This is a genomic window from uncultured Stenotrophomonas sp. (assembly GCF_913778665.1).
GTDB lineage: Bacteria > Pseudomonadota > Gammaproteobacteria > Xanthomonadales > Xanthomonadaceae > Stenotrophomonas.
The window spans coordinates 202,303-214,231 of sequence record NZ_CAJYVQ010000006.1 but is presented as its reverse complement, the minus strand read 5'-3'; the positions used below and the strand labels follow the sequence as shown (position 1 = coordinate 214,231).

The following is an 11,929-nucleotide window of genomic DNA, read 5'->3' as shown; positions in this document are numbered from 1 at the left end:
GTGTCAGGCGTTGTCGTAGTTGCTCAGGGCAAGCTCGAGCAGGGCCTTGGCCTGCTCGCGCAGCATCACCGGCTCGACGATCTCGGCATCCGAGCCATAGTGCAGCACGTCCATCAACAGCTCGCGCGAAACGCTGTACGGCACCTTCAGTTCATAGCGGCCATCGGCCAGGAAGCGGCCCTGCTGCTTGGAATGCCAATGCTCGTCGGCCACCCAGCGCGCCGCCTTGGCACTGAACAGGATGGTCGCCCAGCCCTTCGGCGCGCCGGAGAAGATGCCGTAGCTGGCACCGAGCTGTTCGTCCAGTTCGCTGTCGGCCACATCGCGGGCGGTGCTGTCGACCACCCGTGCCTTGTAGATGCGGTCGACGGCGAAGCTGCGCAGTGCCTCGCGGTCGTGGTCCCAGGCATCCAGGTACCAGTTGTCGCGATAGTGGGTCAGGCGCTGCGGCGAGACGGTGCGCTTGGTCGGCTCGTCGGTGGAGCGGGCGCGGTATTCGAACGCCAGCTGGCGGCGCTCCAGCACGGCCGAGGCCACGCTGCGGAAACTGCCTTCATCGAACTTGCGGCCGCGGTGCGGGATCACCCGCACGCGGTCCACCGGCCAGCTGGAAACGCCGGCCTGGGCCGCCAGCAGGCTCTCGATGCGCTGCTGCAGCGGCGCCAGCACCGAAGACAGCACACCGCCGCCGGTACGCGCCAGCAGATGCTGCGAGGCCAGCAGGGCGTGCAGTTCCTCCGAGCTCAGCCACAGGCCGGGCAGCTCGAAGCGGTCGCTCTCGTCGGCGTGGTAGCGGAAGCCGGCCTCACCGTCGCCCTCGATCGGCGCCATCAGCGCATCGCGCAGGAAGGCCAGGTCGCGGTAGACGGTGGCGCGTGAACAACCGAGCTTGTCCTGCAGGGTCGCCACCGTCACCGGATAGCGCGCGGACTTGAGCAGACGATGCAGGGCGGTGATGCGTTCGTATCGGTCCATGCCCCCGATTATGTCCGACTCGCGGGTCTTGTGTGGGACGTTTGGGCTATCGTGGTCGCCCCTGCCCCCATGGAACGCCCGATGCGCCGGTTGCCCGCCCTGTCCCTGCTGGCCTGTCTGCTGCTGGCCGCCTGCGATCGCGCGCCGGCACCAACCCACGGCGAGGCCGCCGTGCCGGCTGCCGATCCGGCGCAGGCGGTGCTGGGCGCCAGCCAGCGGTTTGCCGCCCTGCGCAGCTTCCACGCCGAACTGGAGGTGCTGGGCGCGCCGCAGCCGGTGCGCAGCGCCATGGACTTCGTCGCCCCCGACCGTTTCCGGGTGCAGACACCGGCCGGGCTGCAGACGATCATCGGCGACACCCTGTTCCTGCAGGCCGACGGCGCGATCCGCCAGGTGCCGGCCCCGGCGGGCCTGCTCGAACAGTGGCGCAACCCGCTGCCGGCCGATGCCCTGCCCGCCGACCTGCAGGCCGAGGATCTCGGCAGCCAGGCGCTGGACGGCGTCCAGACCCGCCACTACCGCCTGCGCGGCGCGCAGCCCGGCGAGCGCATGGAGTACTGGGTGGACGCCCAGGGCCTGCCACGGCAGATCGTGCGCAGCGGCAGCAGCAACGGCCGCAGCTTCCAGCTGCGCCTGCGCTATTCGCGCTTCAACGACCCGGCACTGCGCATCGATCTGCCCTGAATGGGCGATCGCGGCAACGCCTGCTGAAGCACGCTTTGGATCGATTCGGACCGCCATCACGCTTCCAGTATCATCACCGGCTGTTAACCGTTTCGGAGAAGCCTCGATGTCCCTGCGCGTGTCCCTGCTGATCCCCCTGCTGCTGTGTGCGCCGCTCGCATACGCGCAGGACGCCTCCGAGCTGGCGGCGATGTCCTCGCCGTGGAGCGGCAGCGGCGGCGAGCTCGGCTTCGCCTCGGCACGTGGCAACAGCAGCACCGAGAGCTTCAACGGTCGCCTGCGCCTGCGCTACACCGACGGCGACTGGGTGCACAGCATGGACCTGTTCGGCCTGCGCTCCAGCTCCAAGGTGACCGAGACCAACGACGACGGCACCACCACCCGTCGCAACAACACCACCGCCAACCGCTACACCGGCAGTGCCGGCAGCGCGCTGCAGCTGGGCGAGCACCGCCAGCTGACCGCGACGGTGCGTACCGAACGCGATGATTTCGCCACCTACGACCGCCAGAGCTCGTTCGGTCTGGGTTACGGCACCCGCCTGTGGAACACCGAGCGCTTCTCGTTCGATGCACAGATCGGCCCCGGTGTGCGCCGCACCCACAGCACCGAGGACGACCGCACCCGTACCGGCATGATCGGTCGAGGCCTGTTCGACCTGAAGTACTCGCTGACTGACAACACCGACCTGGTCAACACCCTGCTGGTTGAATCCGGTTCGTACAACACCTTCGGCCAGAACGACTTTGGTGTCTCGGTGAGCATGAACGAGCACCTGGCGCTGAAGGCCGGCTGGCAGGCGCGTTACAACAGTGACGTGGCCGAAGACAAGCGCAAGACCGATACGCTGACCACGATGAACGTGGTCTACAAGTTCAAGTAAGCAGAACGGGCGCCCAGGGCGCCCGTTTTCTTTCACCGCGATGGGCAGGCTGGGCGGAGCCTATGGGGTAGAGCCGACTGACGGTCGGCTCTACCACGTCGGTTCCGGCTCAGACATCCAGCAGTCCGCCGGCACCGGCATCCAGCAGCAGCTTGGCCACCTGCTGGCCCAGCGCTTCCGGATCGCCGGCCGGCCCGACCGCTTCTGCGCGGACCGCGCGGCCATCGCTGGCGCTGCCGACCAGTCCCTGCAGGTGAAGATCCTGGCCCTGCCACTGCGCGATCGCCGCCACCGGCACGTGGCAGCTGCCATGCAGCGCTCGGTTCATCGCCCGCTCGGCCTCGACGCAGGCACGCGTCGCTGCATCATCCAGGCCAGCGAACAGCGCCATCAGCCCCACATTGCTGCCATCGCACTCCACCGCCACCGCCCCCTGTGCCGGTGCCGGCAACCACTGAGGTGGCTGCAGGCGCGCGACGATGCGCTCACCCAGGCCCAGCCGCTCCAGCCCGGCCACGGCCAGCACGATGGCGTCATAGCCACCGTTGTCGAGCTTGGCCAGGCGGGTGTTGACGTTGCCGCGCAGGTCCAGCAGTTCCAGGTCCGGGCGCAGCGCACGCAGCTGGGCCTGGCGGCGCAATGACGAGGTGCCGACCCGTGCACCGATCGGCAGTGCATCCAGCGAGGCGTACAGGTTGGAGACGAAACCATCGGCCGGATCGTGGCGGGTCAGCATCGCCGGCAACGCAAATGGCGCGTCCAGCTCCATCGGTACGTCCTTCAGCGAATGCACCGCACAGTCGGCCTCACCGCGCAGCATGGCCAGCTCCAGTTCCTTCAGGAACAGGCCCTTGCCACCGATGGCGGCCAGCGAGCGGTCCAGCACCTCGTCGCCGCGGGTGCTCATCGGCACCAGTTCCACATGCAGGCCGGGGTGGGCCTGGCGCAGGCGGTCGGCGACGTGTTCGCTCTGCCAGAGGGCGAGCGGGCTCTTGCGGGTGGCAATGCGGACGGTTTCCATCACGGCATTATCGCGCCTTCGGCGCGGATACGGCCAACGGCGGAGCCCCTCGTGGCTGGGGCTATCAAAGCAGAAGCCGTGCTTGGCCGGGGCGGTGGGGTCATGCGGGGACGCCGTGAACCCATCCCTGGGGGCTTGGCCGCGGCATCCATGCCGCGGACACCCCGCCTGACCCCACCGCCCCGGCCTTTGACAGTTTCCGTGTGCGTCAGCCACGGAAGATCAAAAGAAAAGCAGAGCAAGAGCGGGTCGCTTCGCTCGGAGTCGAGCATGGCTCGACTCTACATTTCTCCACTCCGATAACACCAACGCTTTTGCTGTCCGTCGCGGTGGACAACGAGAGGGTTGGGCCGGGGTGGGGTGGCGGGACCGTTGGCGCCATGGATGGCGCCATCGAGCCCCCCGGGCTGGGTTTACGGCGGGTCCCGCCCCCCCCCCCCCGCCCCGACCCAGCACGTAGCAACAACGAGCCGACCAACCGGCTGTTGCTGTTGCTGTTGCTGTTGCTGTTGCTTTCGACGTTGCTCGTAAGCAGTCGCGGCCGCTGGCCGCGCGGAACCACTCACAGATGCCGCAATTCCTGCTTCAGCGTCGCCACGCAGCGCCGACTGACTTCCAGCGGCTGCTTGCCATGCCGCAGCACCGCCTGCACCTGCCCGCCAGTACCACGGCGCAGCTCCACCAGCTCGTGGCGCGCCACCAGGCAGTTGCGATGGATGCGGATGAAGCGGCTGGAGAACTCCTCTTCCAGCGACCTCAGCGACTCCTCGATCAGGTCCTCGCCGCGCGCGTGGTGCACCACCACGTACTTTTCTTCGGCCTGCAGGTAATGGATATCGTCCAGCGGGATCAGCCGCAGGCTGCCGCGCAGGCGCGCGCACAGCATGCTGCGCGCCTGCTGGCCGCCGCGGTCCTGTGGCGGGCCGCCGCGACCGGCCAGGAAGGTACGCGCACGCGCGATCGCTGCGGCCAGGCGCTCGGCGCGAACCGGCTTCATCAGGTAATCGATCGCAGCCGCTTCGAAGGCCGACAACGCATGCGCGTCGTAAGCGGTGCAGAACACCACCGCCGGCCGTGGCTCGAAGCTGGCCAGGTGGCGCGCCGCTTCCAGGCCATCCAGCCCCGGCATCGCGATATCCAGCAGGACCAGGTCCGGCTGCAGTTCCGCGCACGCGTGCAAGGCCTGCTCGCCGTTGCCGGCCTCGGCCACCACATCCACGCCGTCCTGCGCCGCCAGCAGGCTGCGCAGGCGCTCGCGCGCCAGCGGTTCGTCATCGGCGATGACTACCCTCACGATCACTCCCTCACTGGATCGGCACTGTCACCTGGCAGGCATAGTAGCCTTCGGTCCAGCCGGCCGTCATCCGCGCGGCGCTGCCGAAGCGCCAGGCCAGCCGATGGCCGATGCTGTGCTGGGCATGCCCGGCGCCACGCGCCAGGGCCAGCCCGGGCGATTGCGGGTCGGGTGCCGGATTGCGCACGCGGATCTGCAGTTCGTTGCCTTCGCAGGCCAGCTGCAGCTCGATGGTGCCGCCCTCGGGCAGGCGTGAAATGCCGTGCAGCACGGCATTCTCCACCAGCGGTTGCAGGACCAGCCTCGGCAGTGGCAGGTCCCACGGCAGCGGCTCGTCGCGTTGCCAGCGCACCTGCAGGCGTTCGCCCAGGCGCAGCGATTCGATCGACAGATAGCGCTCGGCCAGCTCGCATTCGTCGCGCAACGTGGAATCGCCCTCGCCCGCCCCCAACGCGGCACGGAACAGATCCGACAGGTCCAGCACTGCGCGCTCGGCCACGGCCGGGTCGCGATGCAGCAGGCTGGCGATCAGGTTCATGCTGTTGAACAGGAAATGCGGGCGGATCCGCGCCTGCAACGCATCGGCCTGGGCGCGCGCGTTGGCCTGCACCTGTGCGGCCCAGCGGTCGCTGACATAGAAGTAGCGCAGTGCCAGCGCGGTGATCAGCGCGGTAGTGGCCGCGCTGCCGAGGGTAAAGCGCCAGAAGCTGATGCCGCTGGCGAAATTGTCACCCAGCACCGCGTACAGGGCATGCACGATGCCGGCGCAGATCACCGCGATCAGGGCCGCCAGCACGATCCCAGCGACCGCGCCCAGCACCTGCGGGAGCCTCGACAGTGCCTGCCGCAGCAGGCACAGGCTGGCGGTCACCGCCAGCGCCAGCCACAGCGCGAAGCCACTGGCCGACAGCAGCTCACCGAGGGTCCAGTGACGGCTGCCATCGGGCGCCAGCGCCAGCACCACCACCACCAGCTCGGCCAGGCCGAGCATCGCCGCCAGCCGCGGCAGGCGGCACAGTTCCGGCATCCACGGCGGTGTGCTGGCCGGGGACATGGATCAGGCGGCGCCCAGCCGTTCCTGCAGCCAGTCCCCCAGCGCATCGATCTCTTCGGCGCAGACCTGGTGCGCCATCGGGTAGCTGTGCCATTCCACGTCCAGGCCCAGCGCCTGCAGGGCCTGCGCGCTGTGTACGGCCACCGCCTGCGGAATCACCGGGTCGCTGCTGCCGTGGGCCATGAACACCGGCACCTGCACCGCATCGTCAACGCGCTTGGCGCTCCCGGCTTCCGGCAGGTAAGTGGACAGTGCGATCAGGCCAGCCAGCGGCGCGGTGCGCGACAGTGCGGCGGTGAGGATGATCGCGCCGCCCTGCGAGAAACCGGCCAGGAAGATCTTCTCCGGCGCGATGCCGCGCTCGATCTCGCGTGCGATCAACGCATCCAGCTGCTGCACCGATTCCTGCACGCCGGCCATGTCGGCGCGCGAGCGGAAATCCATGCCGACGATGTCGTACCAGCCGCGCATCGGCACGCCGTTGTTGATCGTGATCGGCCGCACCGGTGCGTGCGGGAACACGAAACGCAGGGCGGGCCAATGCGGCCGCACCAGTTCCGGCACGATCGGCGCGAAGTCGTGGCCGTCGGCGCCGAGCCCGTGCAGCCAGATCACCGACCACTGCGGCGAAGCGCCGGTTTCCTGTTCCACCGTTTGCAGCATGATGCGGCTCCTTCAAGTTCGAGCCGCATTATGCCGCTGGCACGCGGCGATCAGTACAGCGGCGGTTGCTCGGCCGCTTCCCGGCGCAGCTGCGCGGCGCGCACCAGCACGGTCGGCGGGATGTTCTCTTCGGGGATATCGAGCAGGCCGAGCCGATGCAGGAAGGCCCCCGGGCCACGCGAGGACGTCAGCGCCACCACCGGAACGGCCAGCACCATGCCGATGACCACCGGCGCCATCCAGGCCGCCAGCGACGGCGACACCGCCCACGCCAGCACGCCCATGAACGCGCCGAACACACCCAGCCCGCCGTAGCCGCGGATCAGGGCCATCCACGAGATGCCGCCATCGTCGCGCTGCTGCGCGTCCCAGCCGGAATCGCGGCCGGACAGTACTTCGGCCACGCCGCGCGACTGCACGTACATGACCACCGGCGCCATCAGCGCGGCCAGCACGGTTTCCACCAGCATCGACACGAACGCACGGATCGCACCGCCACAACCGCGACGATCGACCGGGTCCAGCAGCATCGCCAGATAGCCCAGCACTTTAGGCAGCAGCAGCACCGCCATGGTGGCAGCGAACAGGCGCACCACCTGCTCTTCGTCCTGGGCGCGCCAGTAGACACTGGGCGAGAGGTGCAGCAGGGCGTTGAAATCGATGCCTTCCTGGAACAGCGGGATCGCGATGCCGATCAGCATCAGCATCGCCCACATCGGCGCGGTGAAGTAATGGCCGATGCCGATCAGCATGTGGGTGCGGCTGATCCAGTGCAGGCCGCGGCTGCCGACCACCTTGCCGTGCTGCAGGTTACCCTGGCACCAGCGGCGGTCGCGCACCAGCAGGTCGGTCAGCGTCGGCGGGCCTTCTTCGTAGCTGCCACCCAGGTACGGCACCATGTGCGCGGCCCAGCCCCCACGACGCATCAGCGCCGCTTCGACGAAATCGTGGCTGAGCACGTGGCCGCCGAACGGCTTGCGCCCGGGCAGCGCCGGCAGGCCGGCGTGGTCGGCGAAGGCACGGGTGCGGATGATCGCGTTGTGGCCCCAGTAGTTGCTCTCGGCGCCATGCCACCAGGCCACGCCACGGGCGATGACCGGCCCGTACACGCGTCCGCCGAACTGCTGCATGCGCGCGAACAGGGTGCGACCGCCGATCACCGACGGCAGGGTCTGGATCAGGCCGACGTCAGCGTTGTGCTCCATGCCGGCCACCAGGCGCACGATGCTGTCGCCGGTCATCAGGCTGTCGGCGTCGAGGATCAGCATCTGCGGGTAGGCGCCACCGAAGCGGCGCACCCAGTCGGCAATGTTGCCGGCCTTGCGCCCGCTGTTGTCGCCACGGCGGCGATAGAACAGCCGCGTCATGCCCTCCGGCACCCGCTCACGCAATTCGGCGAACACCTGCTCCTCGGCGCGTGCGATGTCCTCGCGGCGGGTGTCGCTGAGCACGAAGAAGTCGAAGCGTTCGAGTTGGCCGGTGGCCGCCACCGATTCGTAGATTGCCTGCAGGCCCGCCAGCAGCCGGCGCGGATCTTCGTTGTAGGTCGGCATCAGCAGCGCGGTGCGGCTGTGCACGGTCGGCAGCGGCTTGTCCGGGTCGATGCCAAGGCGATAGCCGCGGTCGAACACGGCAGTCAGGAAGCCGGCCAGGGCGCTGGCGAAGGAAAGCGCGATCCAGGCGAACAGGCCCACGAACAGCACCAGCAGGCAGGCTTCGAGCACGCTGATGCCATTGGCCGACAGCACCCGCCACATCATGCGCGTGGCAACCGCGGTCATGGCCAGGGTGCCACCGAAGATGTAGAACCGGCGCAGGCCGATCAGGCGCGGAGAGGTGCGATGGCGGCGGACCTTCAGCTCGCCTTCGCGCAGGGTCTGCTCGGGCATCGGCAGCGGGGACTCGTCGGGCAGCAGCGCCCAGCCAGCGTCGAGCCGGGGCACTTCCGCTCCCGCGTGGATGGTGTGACCCCCCATCACCGCTTACTCCGCACGGGCGGCATGGCCGGCCGTCCCGGCCAGGCTGCATGCACGAAGGTTCCCGGCGCGCCTTCCCGGCGCCCGCACTTGTCCTGGCTGTGCCGGCCCTTGGCCGCACAGTCGCTGTCTGTCACTACCGGAACCCACACGATCTCCAACGGGGCGGAATCGAAAATGCGGCCCAGTTTATGGGGCCGAATGTAAGCCGGGTGCGAAGGTCTACGCCGGGATTTGTCCCCATTCAGCAAATAGCAGGCGAGCGCGCCGTGCGGGGGGCGGGTGTCACCGCGTTGCGTCCAGTACTGGATCGTAACAAACGCGAACGGTTATCATTTCATTAACCAGGCAGGTCACCGTCTCCCGGACGGCCGCGACCCACCCAGCGGCGCCGGAGCGAACCGTGCGCCAACGACCCACGGAAGGGGGGCTGCCTGCTGTCTGCCTGCGCCTGCGCTTCCACCGGGTCCCTCATTTCTCCCATGGAAGCCGTCATGTCCCTGCCGTCCCGTTCCCGTTCCGCGCGCCTGCCGCGCACCCGCCTGGCCAACACGCTGGCCAGCGCCTGCCTGCTCGCCCTGCCCGGCCCGGCCGCCGCCGAGGCCAGCGCCGATGCCTCCACCAAGGACCTCGATACCGTGGTGGTGACCGCCTCGGGCAACCAGCAATGGATCAAGGATGCGCCTGCCAGCATCAGCGTGATCAGCCGCGAAGACATCGAACGCCAGCCGGTGCACGACCTGGCCACCCTGCTCAGCCGCGTGCCGGGCGTGACCGGCGGTCTAAGCGCCGCCGGCGAGCAGTCCAAGATCAAGCTGCGCGGCATGCCATCCAACTACACGCTGGTGCTGGTGGACGGCAAGCGCATGGGCAGCTCGGCCGCGACCAATTACCGCCCCGATCTGGGCCGCCAGGACCTGAACTGGATTGCGCCCGACCAGATCGAGCGCATCGAGGTGGTGCGCGGCCCGATGTCCTCGCTTTACGGCTCCGATGCCATGGGCGGTGTGATCAACATCATCACCAAGCGCATCGGTGATGCCTGGAACGGCAGCGCCACCCACAGCTACACCCGCCCCGGCGACAGCGAGCGCGGCGACACCCAGCAGATCGGCGCCACCCTCTCCGGCCCGCTGGGCGAACGCTTCGGCCTGCGCATCGGCGCCAACAGCATGCGCCGCGACTCGGACCAGTCCAACGGCGGCGTCTACGGCAATGCCTATGCCGGCGAGAAGGACCGCAATGTCGATGCGCTGCTGCAGTGGACGCTCAGCGACGCGCAGCAACTCTCGTTGGAGGCCGGTCATGGCGTGCAGCAGGCCTTCATCGATGCCGCGCTGGAAAAGCAGGACGAAGGTGCCTGGGGCGCCAGTGAACTCAAGCGCAGCTCGCTGGCCCTGAACCACGACGGCAAGTGGCGCTTCGGCAACTCGAAGATCAGCGCGTACTGGACCGAATACAAGAACGACATTGGCGCCACCGGCCGTTCCGAGGCCACCGACACCATCATCGAGGGCAGCCTGACCACCCCGTTCACCCTCGGCGTGGAACACCAGTTCGCGGTGGGGGGCCAATGGAAGCGCCAGGAACTGACCAACACCGACACCATCGGCCGCGCACCGATCGACTACGCCGGCAATGCGGTCAGCGGCTCCGATCTGCAGGTCGATACCTGGGCGCTGTTCGTCGAGGACGAACTGAAGCTGCACCGCACCCTGGCCCTGACCCTGGGCGCGCGCCTGGATCACCACGAGAAGTTTGGCGGTCATGTCAGCCCGCGCGCCTACCTGGTCTGGCACCCGGCCGAGCAGTGGACGATCCGTGGTGGCGTCTCCAAGGGTTTCCGCGCGCCCAGCCTGACCGAGAATTCGGCGAGCGCCGCCACCCAGTCCGGTGGCCGTGGCTGCACCTCGCTGATCCCGCTGGGCTACACCCGCGGCGGCTGCTACATGGCCGGCAACCCGGACCTGGACCCGGAAACCAGCACCAACCGCGAGATCGGCGTCAGCTTCGACAATGATCTGTTCGATGCCGGCCTGACCTATTTCCATACCGACTTCAGGAACAAGATCGAGTACGCCCCTCTGGGCCGGTTCAACGGCATCTGGTGGACGCGCATGAGCAACGTGCAACGCGCACGCACCAGCGGCATGGAAGGCAATCTGAACGTGCGTTTCGGCGAGCACTGGCGCTGGCGTACGTCGGCCACCTGGATGAAGGAAGCCAAGAACCTGACCACCGGCCGCAACCTGATCGACACGCCGGAGTTCTCGGGCTATTCGTCGCTGGACTGGACGCCGAACACCGCGTTCTCCAGCAGCCTGTCGGCGCAGTACACCGGCAAGCAGGACGGTGTCGCCACCACCTTCCTCAAGGCCTACACCCTGTATGACCTGACCGCCGCGTGGAACGTCAATGAAGTGCTGACCGTGCGCGGTGGCGTCAGCAACCTGGCCGACAAGAAGCTCTATGCGGAAGGCTCCACGGACTACTTCGTGGCCGGGCGCAGCTGCTTCCTCAGCATGACCGCACGCTTCTGATGCGCATGCCGCGATCGCGCTGGCGGCATGCCAGCGCGATCGGCGGTGTTGCGGTTTACTCGCTTTCCAGCGCGGCCGGTGCCGCATCCCGCGTGGCGGCCGTGCGTGCACGGTCCATCGCCACCGCCAGTTGCTGGCGTGCGAGCAGTTGTTGTGCCTGCACCACTTCAGGTGTCGGCAGGAGCACCGGTCCCGGTGCGTTTTCCGGTGTAGCAGGTGTGGTCATGCAACCTCCATGGACATCCCGCCGCCGCACGGATTCAGCGGGTGCGGCAGCGGAACTGCGCACCCTATCCTAAAAACGAGGCGGGCGGGTGACGGCGCGCGCCGCTGGCGCAGCAGCCGGAACTTGGCAGGCGTCACATTTTTGACGGTGACGCTTGGATCCTGAATAGGACTTGTCCTATCATGAAAACGTTTTCTCACAGGGATGTTTCCCCCAATGAATACCACTGACCTGTCCCAGTTCAGCCCGAAGTGGCAGTTCCGCTTCAACTTCTTCCGCCAGCACGGCGCCCCCAAGAACCCCGGCTTCAAGCAGGCCTGGAAGGCGCTGTCCTTTGGTGACCGCCTGAAGATCAACCTGAACTTCTTCGCACTGTTCTTCGGTGCCATCTACCTGCTGATTCTCGGCATGTGGCGCAAGGCACTGGTGGTGATCGGCATCAACATCGCGCTGGCCATCATCACCATGTTCCTTCCCGACGTCGTCGGGCGCATGCTGTTCATCGCCATGAATCTGCTGGTCGCCTCCAGCACCAACTACAGCTACTACCTGGAGAAGGTGGAAGGACGCACCAGCTGGAACCCGTTTGAAGGAATGTTCTGAGCCATCAGAC

The 11,929-nt window shown here is 67.8% G+C and carries 11 protein-coding genes; 4 read left to right on the top strand and 7 right to left on the bottom strand.

The features are described 5' to 3' along the window. Positions 1-3: 3 nt before the first annotated feature. Positions 4-975, bottom strand: a complete 972-nt coding sequence (locus tag QZ853_RS08290) for a YafY family protein (protein WP_197584427.1) — start codon at positions 973-975, stop codon at positions 4-6. 81 nt (positions 976-1,056) lie between these two features. Here QZ853_RS08290 and QZ853_RS08285 point away from each other — a divergent pair, with 81 nt between their 5' ends. Next, positions 1,057-1,659, top strand: coding sequence for a hypothetical protein (locus tag QZ853_RS08285; protein ID WP_295571937.1), 603 nt, complete (start codon positions 1,057-1,059; stop codon positions 1,657-1,659). A 106-nt stretch (positions 1,660-1,765) separates the two neighbouring features. Beyond that, positions 1,766-2,542 carry a DUF481 domain-containing protein gene (locus tag QZ853_RS08280; RefSeq protein ID WP_046987542.1) on the top strand — a complete coding sequence of 259 codons (777 nt, stop codon included), beginning with the start codon at positions 1,766-1,768 and terminating at the stop codon, positions 2,540-2,542. Between the two features lie 109 nt (positions 2,543-2,651). Here the strand turns inward: QZ853_RS08280 and hemC are convergent, their stop codons facing one another. The 5 genes from hemC to mdoH all read right to left on the bottom strand — a co-directional run bounded on the left by hemC (position 2,652) and on the right by mdoH (position 8,550). Further along, the gene (gene hemC, locus QZ853_RS08275) at positions 2,652-3,563 is read right to left on the bottom strand and encodes a hydroxymethylbilane synthase (RefSeq protein ID WP_295571964.1); all 912 of its coding nucleotides are present in this window, start codon (positions 3,561-3,563) and stop codon (positions 2,652-2,654) included. 562 nt (positions 3,564-4,125) lie between these two features. Continuing rightward, positions 4,126-4,857 carry a LytTR family DNA-binding domain-containing protein gene (locus QZ853_RS08270; protein WP_295571935.1) on the bottom strand — a complete coding sequence of 244 codons (732 nt, stop codon included), beginning with the start codon at positions 4,855-4,857 and terminating at the stop codon, positions 4,126-4,128. 10 nt (positions 4,858-4,867) lie between these two features. Then, on the bottom strand, positions 4,868-5,911 hold the full coding sequence (locus QZ853_RS08265; RefSeq protein WP_295571933.1) for a sensor histidine kinase: 1,044 nt from the start codon (positions 5,909-5,911) through the stop codon (positions 4,868-4,870). Between the two features lie 3 nt (positions 5,912-5,914). Then, positions 5,915-6,574 carry an alpha/beta hydrolase gene (locus QZ853_RS08260; RefSeq protein ID WP_295571931.1) on the bottom strand — a complete coding sequence of 220 codons (660 nt, stop codon included), beginning with the start codon at positions 6,572-6,574 and terminating at the stop codon, positions 5,915-5,917. Between the two features lie 50 nt (positions 6,575-6,624). Next, positions 6,625-8,550 (bottom strand): glucans biosynthesis glucosyltransferase MdoH, encoded by a 1,926-nt coding sequence (mdoH, locus tag QZ853_RS08255; RefSeq protein ID WP_295571929.1) that lies wholly within the window; start codon positions 8,548-8,550, stop codon positions 6,625-6,627. 494 nt (positions 8,551-9,044) lie between these two features. Between mdoH and QZ853_RS08250 the strand changes: the two genes are divergently transcribed. Next, positions 9,045-11,090 carry a TonB-dependent receptor gene (locus tag QZ853_RS08250; RefSeq protein ID WP_295571927.1) on the top strand — a complete coding sequence of 682 codons (2,046 nt, stop codon included), beginning with the start codon at positions 9,045-9,047 and terminating at the stop codon, positions 11,088-11,090. Positions 11,091-11,145: 55 nt separating this feature from the next. Here QZ853_RS08250 and QZ853_RS08245 read toward each other — a convergent pair whose 3' ends face one another. Further along, entirely contained in the window at positions 11,146-11,316 is a 171-nt protein-coding gene (locus tag QZ853_RS08245; protein ID WP_005419553.1) for a hypothetical protein, read from the bottom strand. Between the two features lie 216 nt (positions 11,317-11,532). Between QZ853_RS08245 and QZ853_RS08240 the strand changes: the two genes are divergently transcribed. Then, positions 11,533-11,919 carry a DUF2628 domain-containing protein gene (locus QZ853_RS08240; protein WP_024957921.1) on the top strand — a complete coding sequence of 129 codons (387 nt, stop codon included), beginning with the start codon at positions 11,533-11,535 and terminating at the stop codon, positions 11,917-11,919. Positions 11,920-11,929: the final 10 nt, after the last annotated feature.